Source organism: Pseudomonas sp. Sample_23 (assembly GCF_004307595.1).
Taxonomy (GTDB): domain Bacteria; phylum Pseudomonadota; class Gammaproteobacteria; order Pseudomonadales; family Pseudomonadaceae; genus Aquipseudomonas; species Aquipseudomonas atacamensis.
In genome coordinates this window covers 44,286-58,420 of sequence record NZ_RCNX01000103.1, presented here as the reverse complement: position 1 = coordinate 58,420, position 14,135 = coordinate 44,286, and the positions used below count along the sequence as shown (strand labels likewise).

Here is a 14,135-nt window from a genome sequence, read left to right as displayed (position 1 = left end):
CGCGCAAAAAAATGCCCGCGTCCAAAAGACCCGGGCATTTTTCGTTTCAGGGAAAGTCTATTCGAGAATTTCCACCGGCATGCCGACTTCCAGGCGGCCGTTGCCGTCATTGACCAGATTCTGCCCGAACATTGCGCCATCGGCGGTGCTGCGGTGTTTCTGCAACGTCGCGAACGGCTCACGATCGGTGCTGCGCTCACCGGTTTGCGGGTCGACGGTGGTCATGATGCAACGCGCACATGGCTTGACCACGCGGAATTCGATATCGCCGATGCGAATGCGTTTCCATTGGTCCTCGGCGTAAGGCGCGCTGCCTTCGATGACCAGATTCGGACGGAAGCGCAGCATCTCCAGCTCTCGCCCTACCGTTTCCGAGAGCGCCAGCCGCGAAGCTTCGCCGATCAGCAGCAATGGATAACCGTCGGCGAACGCCACTTGATCGTCGTCCTTGCCGAAACCCGACTGCGTGGTGCGTGCCCGCTCCAGCGGCATCTGCACCAGACGTGTCGGCTTGCCGAGGAAGTCGCTGATAAACCGCGCGGCTTGATCACCGGCGTCCGGCACCCGCAGGGTGTCACGCCAGATCGTCACACCGCGCAGCTCGGCGTCGGCAGCGGGCAGCGCGACTTCGATAGAACCCTGCTCGGGAGCGCTGAGGGTCAGACCGCCGCCGGCATTCCATAACGCCGACAACTGACTCATCTTCGCTTCGGCACGCTGGGTCAGAAAGCGCCCGCTGGCCTCGTCCACCAGCATCCAGCGTCGGTCGCCCGCCAGCCCGAGCTTGTCCAGCTCGATGCTTTGCAGCATTTCGCCCTTGCCGGATTTCAACGGGTAACGATAAAGCGCGCTCAGACGCAGCATGGCCAGCTTCCTTGGAGGAAAAACGCCACCCTATACGAGCTTCAATACCGAATCAAAGCCGTCATTAATGTAAATACACTTCTGTGGGAGCGAGCCTGCTCGCGAAGAGGCCGGCACATTCACCATCAATGTGTCCGACCCTGCGCTTTCGCGAGCAGGCTCGCTCCCACAGGAAGCAAGATGTGCGTGTTTCAGGCCGGCACGGCGTCGAGCATCAGACGCTGGCGTACCACATCAACCAGTTTGTCCGGCTGGAATTTGGAGAGGAAGTTGTCGCAACCGACCTTCTTCACCATCGAGTCGTTGAAACTGCCGGATAGCGAGGTGTGCAGTACGACGTACAGGCCACGCAGGCGAGGGTCGTTGCGAATTTCAGTGGTCAGGCGATAGCCGTCCATTTCCGGCATTTCCGCATCGGTGAAGATCATCAGTAGTTTGTCGGTCATGTGCACGCCGGTATCGGCCCAGGCCTTGAGCATGTTCAAGGCTTTCAGACCGTCGCTGGCAATGTGCATCTTCACCCCGAGCTGGCCGAGGGTATCGCGCAATTGCGATAGCGCTACGTTGGAGTCGTCCACCAGCAACACTTCGCGGCCACGGGCGCGCTCCAGTACCGGGTCGTCGAGTTTCTCGCGCGAGACCTTGGCGTTGTACGGGACGATTTCAGCGAGGACTTTCTCGACGTCGATGATCTCCACCAGTTGATCGTCGACCTTGCTGATCGCGGTCAGATAATGCTGGCGGCCAGCACTGGTCGGCGGCGGCAGAATGGCTTCCCAGTTCATGTTGACGATGCGGTCGACACCGCCGACGAGGAAGGCCTGCACCGAACGGTTGTATTCGGTGACGATGATCGTGCTGTTCGGGCCCGGCACCAGTGGGCGCATACCGATTGCCTGGGACAGGTCGATCACCGGCAGGGTCTGCCCGCGCAGATTGACCACGCCGCAGACGAAAGGATGACGCTGCGGCATCAGGGTCAGCTTGGGCAGTTGCAGCACTTCCTGAACCTTGAACACGTTGATCGCGAACAGCTGGCGTCCGGCCAGGCGAAACATGAGGATTTCCAGGCGATTCTCACCCACCAGTTGCGTGCGTTGGTCTACCGTGTCGAGAATGCCGGCCATCAATGACTCCTGGGCTTGTTCTGATGAATTCACTATGGGGGTTTATCGGCTGCATTCAGCTAATCTTGATTGCTGTAAAGCGCGCCGCTAAAAATGCCACAAACGGCCATTGATGTCACACTGACATCATGCTTTACTGGCAATCGTGATTTCATCTGCTAGATTCATTGCGGCGCGACCTCGGTTTGCACGTTAGGTTCCCGCGCCTAAGGGATTCCCCTAGGATCAATCAGGCCCAACCTGATATTCGCCATTTCCAATAGCCATTACTGTGACGCCATTCTCATTGCATGAACGGAGTCAGGCTATTGTGTGCGATCGCAATTCAGTGGCAACCCACCCTCTGGAACCCCTCGGTCCGTGCACCTGCACCGCCGGGCGCGATCTGCCGACGATTCACGATCGTCGCCACACACGGCCATCCGTCAACCAACACGACGTGGTGGAGATGAACATGCCAATCGACCGTAAAGACTGGGCGCAACGCTTCCCCGAATTTCTGGTCGAGGCCGAAACGCTTCTCGCCAAGTCCGAAGAATGCCTGAGCCATCTGCAACTGATCAGCAATGACAAGGATGCCATCGACTGCATGCTCGGCACTCTGCTGAAGCTTGCTGGCCGCGCCGAAGCCTTGGCACTGGAAGCAATCTCCGAGTTTTCCCTGCACATCTACAGTCTGCTGAATCTGACCCAGGATCGCGTCGACCTGCACGAACAGGCCCTCGATGCCTTGCGAGACTGTTTCACCCTGATGGCATGGCAGCTTGAGCTGGTCGATCATAAAACCGGACAACTGAGCCTTGATGGCAGCGAGCAGACAGCCCTGCTTGAGGCCTTCGCGGCACAAATGGGCCAGGACACGTTCGAACCGAAGATGATGAGCAAACGTTTGCTCTCTGGGTCTCTGATAGCTCACCAGGCTTGAGAAAACCGGCCGCGAAACTGTCGTAATTGAATAGTGCATACCTGCCAGCGACAATCCGGGGCAAATAATCTGCCCGACCAACGGCTGATTTCCAGATGCCGCCATCAGGGTTTTCCCTGTGTGTTCCCCGAGACACTTCCAGGCAAAATCGAAGTCGTCCAACTACAAGAATTCCAACTTTTTCCAATATGGAACTTGCGTCCACGATCCGGTATTTCCTGACTGAATGGACATATATAGCGACCGCGACCAACGGTATGTTAAGTGGTATTATGCCGCCGGTTAATTACCTGTCGTTTAATGGCACAGTGACTCCAGCGTTTCATTAGCAATGTTATTGCCGGTCAATGATTGCTTAACGAATGCGGTATGGATCAATAACATAATTGACAGTATTTCCACACAGAGATCCGCCAGTCACCGGTCGGTCTGCCCGCAGCGAACATCCATTGGCTCCATCCGTTATGTACGCCAGTCTCAAGTCACTTATTACATGGCCACCCTCGCGGGAAAACGCCCGGCGCTTCACACTAGTGCTGTGTGTTCTGGCGACTATTGGCAGTCTGCTGGCCTATGTTTTTTCCGCGCACATTCCACTGGGGTTGCTGGCACTCGACATCGCCGCCACCGCGTGCGTCTGGGTGCAATATCGCTTGTCGCGCAAATCGATCAAGTTTCAGCCACAAGAGCTGGCTGATCGACTGCTGCAAGTCCAGGAAAACGAACGACATCGCCTCAGCCGTGAATTGCACGACGATATCGGCCAGTTGCTCACCGCCGCGAAGCTGCAAAGTGACTGGCTCAAACGCCGCCTGCCGGAAGATCTGCAGGAACAATGCAAGGTCCTCTGCGACACGCTGGATGAAACCCTGACCAAGGTGCGTGACGTCTCGGCGATTCTCAATCCACGTCAATTGACCAGCCTGGGACTCGAAGCCAGCCTGCGTGCGCATTTGCTCAAGACACTGGCCAACACGCCGGTCAACTGGAGTCTCGATTGCCAGCAACGGCTCAACGGCATCCCCGAGGAAATGGCCGTCGCCGCGTTTCGCATTGCCCAGGAAGCCGTGACCAACATCCTCCGGCACGCACAGGCAAAAAACCTGTTGATTCGGGTACAGCGATTGCCGCAAGGTCTGACGCTGTTGATCAGTGATGACGGCCTGGGTTTTGCCCCGGCGGCCGACCCGGCCAGAGAAGGCCAACGCGGCATGGCCGGAATGGCCGAGCGTATCGAACAACTGGGCGGCACGTTGAATGTTGTCAGCGAGCCGGGCAAAGGCACTCGAATCGAAGCACTATTCCCGTGGGCGCCTCGGGCACTCGAACGGGCCAGTACGAATAAGGTTATGCGTTGACTTGTAACTTACTTCTGGTGGATGACCACTCGCTGATCAGAGCCGGCGTGCGCGCTCTGGTACTGGATATTCCCGGTTACGCGGTAATCGGCGAAGCCAGTGATGGTTCACAATTGCTTGAAATGGTCGAGCAATTGAGCCCAGACATCGTATTGCTGGATATCTCGATGAGGGAAACCGGTGGCCTGGAAGCCCTGCAACGGCTCAAGCGCGTTCGGCCGCAGAGCAAAGTGCTGATCCTGTCGATGCACACCGATCCGGCGCTGATCATGCAGGCGCTGGAATCCGGTGCCCATGGCTACCTGCTCAAGGACACCACGGCCACCGAGCTCGAGCACGCGCTGGAAGCCCTGCGCAACAACGAACGCTACCTCAGCCCGGCCATCGCTCATACGGTGATCAATCAGGCACTGACGCGAAACCAGAAAAGCCAGCCGGACATCGCCGATTCGCACAATCTGACCGCGCGCCAGCTGGAAATCCTTCGCCTGATCGTGCGCGGCAAATCGACCCGGGAAATTGCCAACGGCCTGGGCTTAAGCGTCAAGACCGTCGAAACCCACCGCGCACAGATCATGAAGCGCCTGCAAATCTACGACGTGGCGGGCCTGGTGCTGTTCGCTGTGCGTGAACAGATCATCAGCCTTGATGACTGATTGACGGTTGTTGGCCCAATAACGGCGAGTCCTTCGGCAGATGCACCTGCAACGCTGCAGGTTTCGCAACAAATCGCAGACTGTCGCCTTCCAGCGGCTCGCCATCGAGATTGATGCTCAGCCCTTCGGCGACCTTGATCTCGACCCACGGCAATCGCGCCCGCACAAACATATTGTCGAGGCCGAAGCCCTCGCTCAGCAGATTCTTCAGCGTGCCGACCAGCTCCTGCGGTGCCGGCAAAATGCTGATGTCCAGCAAACCATCGTCGACTCGCGCCTCGGGGCACAGCACATGGCCGCCGCCCGCCTGCCGTCCGTTGCCGATTCCCAGTGCAAGCAGTTCACCCTGCCAATGAAAGTCCGGCCCCTGCAACTCGCCATAAGCGGCATGCAGCTCGCTGAACCGGGTCAGGCCGGTAAACAGATAAGCGGCGCCGCCCAAGACCTTTTTCAGGTCTTCCGAAGTATTGGCGGTCACCTGGCTACCGAATCCGCCGGTCGCCATGTTCAGGAAAATCTGCCCGCCCACCTCGCCCAGATCGATATCCGAGGGCTGAACATCCAGTAGCTCAAGGGCTTCGGCCGGCTCCAGGGAAATACCGGCGGCACGGGAAAAATCGTTGGCGGTGCCCAGCGGCAGGAGGACGAGACTGGCTTTTTGCGGATGCTGCGCCAGCGCCTCGGCAATATCGCGCAACGTGCCATCACCGCCACCGGCGATGATTTTGCTGTAGCCGGCCGCCAACGCTTCCTCAACCAGACGCTGGGCGTCGCCAGCCTCCCACGTCACTCGCACAGCCAGTTCCCAGCCTTGCTCACGCTTGGCTTCGACGGCAGCGCGGACATCTTCGTTGAGTGCCTGTTTGCCATGCAAGATCAGCAGTGCCCGGCGTTCACTCATAACGTCACTCCAAGAATTGAAATCGATTGAAACATCTTGACCACTGCGCGCGTTAAAAAAGCCGCAGGGATGGCAATTAATTGCTTTTCAAACGGCCAGCGTCCTACACAGCGGTATTTTTTCGTACGGAACAAGAGGAATCGGCTTAATTGACCCCGTCCGATCATTGGGTCACCGTGTGCCGGCAGCACCAACTTTCAACTCAATAACACAAGGATGTGCCGGTAATGAACGGATACCCCGCGATTCATTTCCATGAATCGAGCAATGGAATAATCAGCAAGCGTGCAGTTGCTACGACCAGCGAGTACTTCCATGCGCAACCATGAAACCAAGGCACCGGTGAGCCCGGTCGCCGCTCTCGCCGAAAGTCGTGCCAGCAAGAAACCAGACTTCTGTAACAGCGCCAAGACCCCTGGAGAGTTTGATATGGAACCCCGAGTCAGCGAGCTGGAGACTCACTTCAAATACATGCGCCGCGACATGGACGAAGTGCTCAATGATGTGCGGACGATCAAACACCGTCTGGCGTATTCGGCGGGTGCTACCGCTGTCATCCTTGGACTGCTGGGATGGGTGGCCAACAGCCGATTCGACCAGTTGGTGACGTTGATCAGCAACTGACGAAATCAATTGTTGCACGCGCCGTGCTTACCCGCCGACGCGTGCATGGGCAAGACCGGCTACCCCAGCAGGTCGCTGAGGGGAATGAAGCTCACTGCATCACCCTCGCTCAGCGTGCGGCCCTCTCGGACTTCCACCAACCCGTCGGCCCACGCGGCGCTGCGCAGCACACCCGAACTCTGGTTGCGGTAAATGATTGCGCGCCCCTGCTCCAAACGTCCGCGCAAATATTCACGACGGTTGCCGGCCACCGGCCAGACAAAGCCTGCTGGCACTGCAAACTTGAGTGGTTCGACGGCTTGCACACCCAGGCGACGCAAAAGATAAGGCCGCGTCAGCAGGGCGAACGTCACCAGCGTCGAGGCGGGATTGCCGGGCAGGCCAATCACCGGCACGTTGCGAAAATGGCCGAAGGTCAACGGTTTCCCGGGCTTGATGGCCAGCTTCCACAGGGCCAACTCGCCTTCTTCACGCAGGGCAATGCCGAGGAAATCCGCCTCACCGACCGAGACACCGCCGGTAGACAGAATCAGATCGACGTCTTGCAATTCGCCCAGCCGCGCCCGCGTGGTGGCCAGATCGTCCGGGAGAATTCCGCCATCAATCACTTCACAACCCAGACGCTGCAGCCAGCTGCACAGAAGCACGCGGTTGCTGTTGTAGATCTGGCCCGGCCCCAATGCCTGACCGGGTTCAACCAGTTCGTCCCCAGTGGACAGAACCGCCACCCGCGGCTTGCGCACGACGTTAACCCCGGCACAGCCAAGCGAAGCAGCCAGGCCTTGCTCAATCGGTCCGAGCCGGGTTCCAGCTTGCAGCACCAATTCGCCGACCGTAGTTTCCTGGCCCTGCGGACGAATGTTCTGCCCGGCTTTCAAAGGCTCGAGGAAGCGCACTCGGCCATCGGCCTGGACTTCAGCATTTTCCTGCATCTCGACACAGTCGGCGCCCGGCGGCAGCGGTGCCCCGGTGAAGATGCGTGCGCAGGTGCCTGGTTCCAACGATTGCGGAGATTGCCCGGCGAAGACCTTTTGACTGACCGGCAGCGGCTCGCCCTGCCAATCCGCCAGGTTCAAGGCGTAGCCGTCCATGGCGCTGTTCGGCCATGGCGGCAGATCCAGTGTCGAGATCAAATCTTCCGCCAGCACCCGCCCTTCGACTTGAGCCAGCGGCAAGTGCTCGCGCTCGACAATCCGCGACGCATCGGCCATGGCCAGCAAACGCTCGAGCGCCGTTTCGACAGGCAGCAAACTGCCGGTCTTGCCCGGCTTACCCACGGGATTCACAAGGCGCCGCCTGCTTGAGATGGGTGACGAAGTTGCAGGGACGATGACGGGCGTCCAGTTGCTCAGCGAGAATGCCGTCCCAACCGGTGCGCACTGCATTGGTCGAACCCGGCAGGCAGCACACCAGCGTGCCGTTGGCTAGACCAGCCAAGGCCCGGGACTGCACAGTCGAAGTGCCGATATCGGCCACGGATATCTGGCGGAACAGTTCGCCGAATCCGTCGACCTGTTTGTCGAGCAGGCATGCCACCGCTTCCGGTGTGCTGTCACGCCCGGTGAAGCCAGTGCCGCCGGTGATCAGCACAACCTGAACCACATCGTCGGCAATCCAGTTGGCGACTTGCGCACGGATTTTGTAGAGATCATCTTTAAGCAAAACCCGCTCGGCCAGCGCGTGACCGGCCGCGATCAAGCGATCAACGAAGACCTGGCCGGAGGTATCGGTTTCCAGGGTTCGGGTGTCGCTGACAGTCAGCACCGCAATATTGAGCGGCACGAAAGGTACATCAGCCTTGGCTTTCATAGGCTCTTCCAGTTGTAGGGGAAACAGCCCGGTGTTATATCACAGCGGCTCATTTTTCCGCCGCCCTCTGGAGAGTCGTCATGCCGTCGAACAGTCAATTGTCGCCCTGCTCCGTCCTGCTTCTGGCGGGTGGACGCGGCCAGCGCATGGGCGGTCAGGACAAGGGGCTTATCGAGTGGCTGGGCGAGCCTTTGATCGCGCATTTGCAGCGCAAGGTACGGCCGTTGACCGACGATCTGATCATCTCCTGCAACCGCAATCGCGAGCGTTATGCCGGGTTTGCCGATCAGTTGGTGATGGATGATGAAGGCGATTTCCCCGGGCCGCTGGCCGGTATTCGTGCCGGGCTGAAAGCGGCGCGCCATGCGCATCTGCTGGTGTTGCCATGTGATGTGCCGCGAATCGACGAGGCCTTGCTCGAAGACATGCTGATTACTGCCAATCTGCAACGTGAAAAACCTTTAATGCTGCGCCACGGCGAGCATTGGGAACCGCTGCTGTGCGTGATTCCCGTGGCGCTGTTGCCGGCATTCGAAGCAGCCTGGAATGCAGGCGAGCGCAGCCCGGGGCGGGTAATGCGCAGCCTCGGCGCCGTCGCATTGCAATGCCCTGACAACGACCCGCGACTGGCCAATCTCAACACCCCCGAATTGTTACATCTGCACAACACTGTGTCAGACTGACACTATCCAAGGAACTCTCACGCCTTGTTTACGTCTCAAGCTCAGTAACCAGAAGATTTCCCATTCGGAGACACACTCATGACTCAACGGACCCTCGCCACTTTCATGCTCGCACTGGGCCTGGCAACCCTCGCAGGTTGCTCCTCGCCAACAGTGATCACCTTGAATGACGGTCGCGAAATCCAGGCCGTCGACACCCCGAAATACGATGATGATTCGGGCTTCTACGAGTTCCAGCAGCTGGACGGCAAAGAGACCCGCATCAACAAGGATCAGGTTCGTACCGTTAAAGAGCTGTAAGGCTCCGCGTCGTTACCGGATACAGAAAAGCCCGCATTGTCATGCGGGCTTTTTCATGGGCGCTCGGAAAGCAGTTTCAGCATTACCACTGCAAGGTGATTTGACTCTCGAACTCCCGCAACTCACCGGTCACCGGGTCGATGAAGCGCAGGCCTTGCGCAAGCAGCTTCAACGGGTTGGCGTAATCGTCCTCGACATCTTTCAACACAGTCGGATAAAACGGATCGTTGCAGATACTCGCTCCCAGCGACGTCATGTGCACACGCAACTGATGCTTCTTGCCCGTCACGGGATACAGGCCATAGCGCCACAGATCACCATTTTTCTCACGCACCTCGACCGCCGTTTCGGTATTGCTGGCGCCAGGCCCCTCCTGCATGCGGAAGAACGGCTCGCCATCGACCAGGCGGCTCTTGTGCACCAGAGGGAAATTCAGCTCGGGCAATGCCGGGGCAATCGCTTCGTAGCGCTTGTCGATCTGCCGGGTCGGAAACAATGACTGATAGGCCGACCGGGTCTGCGGATTGGCCGAGAAGATCACCAGCCCCGCCGTATGCCGATCGATGCGGTGCAGCGGCACCAGATGCGGATTGTCCAGCCGACGGATCAGCCGCCGCAGCAGGGTTTGTTCGACATATTCTCCGGCCGGGGTGACTGGCAGAAAGTGAGGTTTGTCGGCCACCACCAAGTGTTCATCGGCATAGAGAATCGACTCGAGAACCGGGATCGGCTTTTCGTCCGGCACCTCACGAAAGTAATGAATGCGCAGCCCTTCCCTGTACGGCAAGTCCAGCGCAATCGGCTGGCCCTGCGCATCCAGCACCCGTCCGCGAGCAATCCGGTCAAGCCACTGTTCGCGGCCGATGGCACTGAAGTGCTCGCACAGGCAATCGAGTACCGTCAGCCAGGGACCGGGCGGCAAATACAAGGTGCTGGCCTGATTGTGCGCAGCGGAAAATACGGGACTGGACATACGAAACAGAAATCCTCAATGCAGGCCGGCATTATCCAACAGTGAGGCAAAGCCACCTAGCGCAGTTTGATCAGGCCGGAATCGACTTGAGGGCCGCCGCTTCGGTGAACTCCTTCAGCCAGCGCAAGACATCGACCGCCTCCCAGCGCCCCGGATCGTACAACGCGTATAACAGTCCCTGATAACCGACCACATCCAGCTGCTTGTGATAACCGGCGCGTTGAAAAAGGGCTTCGATTTCGGCAAAGCAGGTATTGAAATGCAGCTTGTTGAATGGCGTCTTGCCTTCCGTGACCAGCCCGTCCAGGCGCAATTCGAGGACGGCCTCGCGCACCACGTCCACCGACATCCGGTTAACGCTGCTCTTCAACTGTTCGACATTGACCACGGTTCATCCCTCTGACTCGATTGCTGTATGGACATACAGTAACCGAAGAATTCCGCGAGCGCCAACGCAAGGATGTATTGCTGCGACCAGCGGGAGAACGGTAGTGAAACTCATCATCGTAAAAACGCCGCGATTTCATCGCCACTGAACGGCCAATCCAGCTCCGCGCCCGTGTCGACCCGCCGCAGTACCGGGATGCGCAAGCTGTATTTTTCGAACCACGATTCGTCTTCGGCGATGTCCACCAGTTCAACCAGCAGACCATGCTCGACGAAGGGCATCAGCTCGGCTTCGGCGACTTCACACAGGTGACACCCGAGGGTGCCGAACAGCTGACATTCAGGAGGCATGACGGCATTACCGGAAAACAAGTGAGCCCATTCTAGGACGCCACTAAACCCTCGTCGACCCGGCGGCGCCCAAAGGACCCAGCGCTCCCGGCGCAAAATCCTGACGCAAATCATTCAGCGCAAATTGCAAATGCGTCATCCTCGCGGACTTTTTGCCTCTACGCTTCAGAGGCCAACGCCCTGACAGCGGAGTGTCCCGTGTTTGCAAATCTGTTGATCATCCTCGCCTCATCCCTGGTGGTGATTGCCCTGTTCCGGCGCCTGCGACTGCCGCCGGTGCTGGGTTACCTGTGCGTGGGATTACTGGTCGGGCCGAACGCATTCGACTGGGTCAACGAGAGCGAACATCTGCCCGATGTCGCCGAGCTGGGCGTGGTGTTTCTGCTGTTTTCGCTGGGTCTGGAGTTCTCCCTGTCGAAGATGATTGCGCTGCGTCAGGTGGTGTTTCGCCTCGGCAGTCAGCAAGTGCTGATCAGCACAGCGCTGCTCGGCACACTGTTGATGGGCCTGGGCATGCCGCTGATGCCGGCGCTCTTGCTCGGTGCAGGGTTATCGCTGTCATCCACGGCGATCGTGACCAAGGAGCTGGGCAGTCTTGGTGAAGTATTCAGCAGCCACGGCCAGAACGCGGTCGGCGTGTTGCTGTTTCAGGACGTTGTCGCGGTATTGCTGCTGACACTGGTTCCGGTCTTCGCCGGCACCAGCGAGCAGGCCTGGTATTGGGCCTTGCCGTTGACCCTGGGCAAAACCGTGGTGCTGTTCTTCGGCCTGCTGCTCGCCAGTCGCTGGTTATTGCCACGGCTGTTTCATGAGGTGGCGGCCTCGCGCTCTGCGGAGCTGTTCGTCCTGCTGGCGCTGGTGATCGTGCTGCTGACTGCCTGGCTCACGCACTTGTTGGGGCTGTCGCCTGCACTCGGCGCTTTCCTCGCCGGCATGTTGCTCGGGGAAAGCCATTACCGGCACCAGATCGAAGCCGACATCCGGCCCTTTCGCGACATTCTGCTCGGCGTGTTCTTCGTCAGCATCGGCATGCTGATCGACCTGCAATTGTTCGTCAGTCACAGCCTGTTGATCATCGGCCTGACGCTCGGCCTGATGCTGATCAAGGGCATCGTGGTCGCGCTGCTGGTGAAGTGGCGCGGCAGTGACAGCGAAACCGCATGGCGCAGCGGCCTGGCCCTGGCCCAGGGTGGCGAATTCTGTTTTGCCTTGATGGCGCAGATGCAGCAGAACAGCCTGTTGCCGGCCGAACCGGGCGCCCTGCTGCTCGCGGCGACCTTCTGTTCGATGCTGCTCACGCCACTGCTGTTGCGTGCGGCGCCGCGCATCGCCGCCGTGCTGCACCGCAAGCCCAATCAGGAAGCGCAGATCGAACAGATCAGCGCGCTCAACGCCGACCTCGACCAGCACGTGGTGATCTGCGGCTACGGACGCGTCGGCCAATCCATCGGCCGCTTCATGGGCAACGCCGGGCAAGCCTATGTTGCGCTGGACAACGATCCGGTGCGGGTGCAGGAAGCCGCATCTGCGGAAAGCGACGTGCATTACGGCGACTCGGCGCGTGGCGATCTGCTTACTGCGGTTGGCCTGTTGCGCGCCAGGCTGCTGGTGATTGCTGTAGATCAGAGCGACGTGGCGTTGCGCATTCTGCGCGAAGCCCGCCGACTCAACCGACAGGTGCCCATTCTGGTACGCACCCGTGACGACAGCCAATCGGCGGAACTCAGAGCCGCCGGTGCCACCGAGGTGGTGCCGGAGCTTTTGGAGTCGAGCCTGATGCTCGCTTCACATGCGCTGATCATGCTCGGCCTGCCCGCGCACAAAGTGCAGGAGAAGGTCGATCAAGTGCGTATCGATCGCTATCGCCTGCTCCACGGTTTCTATCCCGGAGCCAATGATGAGGAAATCTAGTCCTGACTCACCGCGCCGATCTTGTGCAGCGACAGGTCGGCGCCGTAATACTCTTGTTCCTGACTCAGGCGCAGCCCATGCAATGCCTTGATCGCGCCGTAGACGACGAAACCGCCGACCAGCGCGACCGCGACGCCAAGCGCAGTGCCGATCAACTGGCTGATCAGGCTGACACCGCCCAGGCCACCCAGCGCAGACTGACCGAAGATGCCGCAGGCAATCCCGCCCCACACGCCACACAAACCATGCAGCGGCCATACGCCCAGCACATCATCGATGCGCCATTTGACTTGGGCAGCGGTAAAGCACCAGACAAACAAGGCTCCGGCGATCGCGCCGGTTACCAGCGCACCCACCGGATGCATGAGGTCGGAGCCGGCGCAAATCGCCACCAGCCCGGCCAGCGGGCCGTTGTGCAGAAAGCCCGGGTCATTGCGCCCGACGATCAACGCGGCGACGGTGCCACCGACCATGGCCATCAGCGAGTTGACCGCGACCAGGCCACTGACACCTTGCAGGGTTTGCGCGCTCATCACGTTGAAGCCGAACCAGCCGACAATCAGGATCCACGAGCCCAGCGCCAGAAACGGAATGCTCGACGGCGCGAACGCGACCAGGCGCCCATCGCGGTAGCGACCATTGCGCGGGCCGAGCAGCAGAACAGCGGCCAACGCCAGCCAACCGCCCACGGCATGCACCACCACCGAGCCGGCGAAATCATGGAATGCCGCGCCAAACTGCTCCGCCAGCCAGCCTTGCAAGCCGAAGTTGCCGTTCCAGATCAGCCCTTCGAAAAACGGATAGATAAACGCTACGATCAGCGCCGTCGCGCACAACTGCGGGACGAAACGCGCGCGTTCGGCAATGCCGCCGGAAATGATCGCCGGGATCGCGGCAGCGAAGGTCAGCAGGAAGAAAAACTTCACCAGGCCATAGCCGTGGTCAGCCGCGAGCACCGCCGCCGGTTGCATGAAGGTGACGCCATAGGAGATCCAATAGCCTATAAAGAAATAGGCCAGGGTCGAGACGGCGAAGTCGCTGAGGATTTTCGCCAGCGCGTTGACCTGGTTCTTCTGCCGGACCGTGCCGACCTCCAGAAAGGCGAAACCGGCGTGCATCGCCAGTACCATCACCGCACCGATCAGAATGAACAACGTGTTGGAGCTGTGAACCAGCGTGTCCACAGCGCTTTGCAGATTTTCCATGAGGAGGCAGACCCAAGGCTAAAAGGCACCAAAGCGGTTCATGCGGGCATTTCATGCACCA

Annotated in this window: 16 protein-coding genes; 7 read left to right on the top strand and 9 right to left on the bottom strand. The window is 59.4% G+C overall.

Annotation, left to right across the window (positions count from 1 at the left end):
- Positions 1-57: 57 nt before the first annotated feature.
- The gene (locus D8U82_RS27525; protein WP_130903340.1) at positions 58-864 is read right to left on the bottom strand and encodes an MOSC domain-containing protein; all 807 of its coding nucleotides are present in this window, start codon (positions 862-864) and stop codon (positions 58-60) included.
- 191 nt (positions 865-1,055) lie between these two features.
- Entirely contained in the window at positions 1,056-1,991 is a 936-nt protein-coding gene (locus tag D8U82_RS27520) for a chemotaxis protein CheV (RefSeq protein ID WP_016770829.1), read from the bottom strand.
- A 454-nt stretch (positions 1,992-2,445) separates the two neighbouring features.
- On the opposite strand from D8U82_RS27520, the gene D8U82_RS27515 reads away from it, so the two are divergent.
- The 3 genes from D8U82_RS27515 to D8U82_RS27505 all read left to right on the top strand — a co-directional run bounded on the left by D8U82_RS27515 (position 2,446) and on the right by D8U82_RS27505 (position 4,930).
- Positions 2,446-2,916, top strand: coding sequence for a hypothetical protein (locus D8U82_RS27515; protein ID WP_110601741.1), 471 nt, complete (start codon positions 2,446-2,448; stop codon positions 2,914-2,916).
- Positions 2,917-3,380: 464 nt separating this feature from the next.
- Positions 3,381-4,274, top strand: coding sequence for a sensor histidine kinase (locus tag D8U82_RS27510; RefSeq protein WP_110601490.1), 894 nt, complete (start codon positions 3,381-3,383; stop codon positions 4,272-4,274).
- Positions 4,271-4,930, top strand: coding sequence for a response regulator transcription factor (locus D8U82_RS27505; protein ID WP_041478445.1), 660 nt, complete (start codon positions 4,271-4,273; stop codon positions 4,928-4,930). Before D8U82_RS27510 ends, D8U82_RS27505 begins: the two co-directional genes overlap by 4 nt.
- On the opposite strand, the gene yegS is transcribed toward D8U82_RS27505, so the two are convergent.
- Entirely contained in the window at positions 4,914-5,831 is a 918-nt protein-coding gene (gene yegS, locus D8U82_RS27500; RefSeq protein WP_016770833.1) for a lipid kinase YegS, read from the bottom strand. The genes D8U82_RS27505 and yegS overlap by 17 nt on opposite strands.
- A 315-nt stretch (positions 5,832-6,146) precedes the next feature.
- On the opposite strand from yegS, the gene D8U82_RS28200 reads away from it, so the two are divergent.
- Positions 6,147-6,455, top strand: coding sequence for a hypothetical protein (locus D8U82_RS28200; RefSeq protein WP_016770834.1), 309 nt, complete (start codon positions 6,147-6,149; stop codon positions 6,453-6,455).
- 59 nt (positions 6,456-6,514) lie between these two features.
- Here the strand turns inward: D8U82_RS28200 and glp are convergent, their stop codons facing one another.
- Positions 6,515-7,741, bottom strand: a complete 1,227-nt coding sequence (glp, locus tag D8U82_RS27490; RefSeq protein WP_130903339.1) for a gephyrin-like molybdotransferase Glp — start codon at positions 7,739-7,741, stop codon at positions 6,515-6,517.
- Positions 7,725-8,264 carry a molybdenum cofactor biosynthesis protein B gene (moaB, locus tag D8U82_RS27485; protein WP_016770598.1) on the bottom strand — a complete coding sequence of 180 codons (540 nt, stop codon included), beginning with the start codon at positions 8,262-8,264 and terminating at the stop codon, positions 7,725-7,727. Before moaB ends, glp begins: the two co-directional genes overlap by 17 nt.
- Before the next feature lie 80 nt (positions 8,265-8,344).
- Between moaB and mobA the strand changes: the two genes are divergently transcribed.
- Together mobA and D8U82_RS27475 are read left to right on the top strand one after the other, a co-directional pair.
- Positions 8,345-8,947 carry a molybdenum cofactor guanylyltransferase MobA gene (gene mobA / locus D8U82_RS27480; protein WP_125926331.1) on the top strand — a complete coding sequence of 201 codons (603 nt, stop codon included), beginning with the start codon at positions 8,345-8,347 and terminating at the stop codon, positions 8,945-8,947.
- A 78-nt stretch (positions 8,948-9,025) separates the two neighbouring features.
- Positions 9,026-9,247: a YgdI/YgdR family lipoprotein gene (locus D8U82_RS27475; RefSeq protein ID WP_016770600.1), complete on the top strand. Its 222-nt coding sequence runs from the start codon at positions 9,026-9,028 to the stop codon at positions 9,245-9,247.
- An 82-nt stretch (positions 9,248-9,329) separates the two neighbouring features.
- Here the strand turns inward: D8U82_RS27475 and D8U82_RS27470 are convergent, their stop codons facing one another.
- The 3 genes from D8U82_RS27470 to D8U82_RS27460 all read right to left on the bottom strand — a co-directional run bounded on the left by D8U82_RS27470 (position 9,330) and on the right by D8U82_RS27460 (position 10,958).
- Positions 9,330-10,220: a pseudouridine synthase gene (locus tag D8U82_RS27470; RefSeq protein WP_130903338.1), complete on the bottom strand. Its 891-nt coding sequence runs from the start codon at positions 10,218-10,220 to the stop codon at positions 9,330-9,332.
- Between the two features lie 70 nt (positions 10,221-10,290).
- Entirely contained in the window at positions 10,291-10,608 is a 318-nt protein-coding gene (locus D8U82_RS27465; RefSeq protein ID WP_016770837.1) for a hypothetical protein, read from the bottom strand.
- 113 nt (positions 10,609-10,721) lie between these two features.
- Positions 10,722-10,958 (bottom strand): glutaredoxin family protein, encoded by a 237-nt coding sequence (locus D8U82_RS27460; RefSeq protein ID WP_016770838.1) that lies wholly within the window; start codon positions 10,956-10,958, stop codon positions 10,722-10,724.
- Between the two features lie 198 nt (positions 10,959-11,156).
- Here D8U82_RS27460 and D8U82_RS27455 point away from each other — a divergent pair, with 198 nt between their 5' ends.
- On the top strand, positions 11,157-12,869 hold the full coding sequence (locus D8U82_RS27455) for a monovalent cation:proton antiporter-2 (CPA2) family protein (protein ID WP_016770839.1): 1,713 nt from the start codon (positions 11,157-11,159) through the stop codon (positions 12,867-12,869).
- Here the strand turns inward: D8U82_RS27455 and D8U82_RS27450 are convergent.
- Positions 12,866-14,074: an ammonium transporter gene (locus D8U82_RS27450; protein ID WP_130903337.1), complete on the bottom strand. Its 1,209-nt coding sequence runs from the start codon at positions 14,072-14,074 to the stop codon at positions 12,866-12,868. The genes D8U82_RS27455 and D8U82_RS27450 overlap by 4 nt on opposite strands.
- Positions 14,075-14,135 lie beyond the last annotated feature (61 nt).

Coding starts and splice junctions, on each gene's coding strand:
- D8U82_RS27525 (WP_130903340.1), bottom strand. CDS start 864: ATGCTGCGTCTGAGCGCGCTTTATCGTTACCCGTTGAAATCCGGCAAG.
- D8U82_RS27520 (WP_016770829.1), bottom strand. CDS start 1,991: ATGGCCGGCATTCTCGACACGGTAGACCAACGCACGCAACTGGTGGGT.
- D8U82_RS27515 (WP_110601741.1), top strand. CDS start 2,446: ATGCCAATCGACCGTAAAGACTGGGCGCAACGCTTCCCCGAATTTCTG.
- D8U82_RS27510 (WP_110601490.1), top strand. CDS start 3,381: ATGTACGCCAGTCTCAAGTCACTTATTACATGGCCACCCTCGCGGGAA.
- yegS (WP_016770833.1), bottom strand. CDS start 5,831: ATGAGTGAACGCCGGGCACTGCTGATCTTGCATGGCAAACAGGCACTC.
- D8U82_RS28200 (WP_016770834.1), top strand. CDS start 6,147: ATGCGCAACCATGAAACCAAGGCACCGGTGAGCCCGGTCGCCGCTCTC.
- moaB (WP_016770598.1), bottom strand. CDS start 8,264: ATGAAAGCCAAGGCTGATGTACCTTTCGTGCCGCTCAATATTGCGGTG.
- mobA (WP_125926331.1), top strand. CDS start 8,345: ATGCCGTCGAACAGTCAATTGTCGCCCTGCTCCGTCCTGCTTCTGGCG.
- D8U82_RS27475 (WP_016770600.1), top strand. CDS start 9,026: ATGACTCAACGGACCCTCGCCACTTTCATGCTCGCACTGGGCCTGGCA.
- D8U82_RS27470 (WP_130903338.1), bottom strand. CDS start 10,220: ATGTCCAGTCCCGTATTTTCCGCTGCGCACAATCAGGCCAGCACCTTG.
- D8U82_RS27460 (WP_016770838.1), bottom strand. CDS start 10,958: ATGCCTCCTGAATGTCAGCTGTTCGGCACCCTCGGGTGTCACCTGTGT.
- D8U82_RS27450 (WP_130903337.1), bottom strand. CDS start 14,074: ATGGAAAATCTGCAAAGCGCTGTGGACACGCTGGTTCACAGCTCCAAC.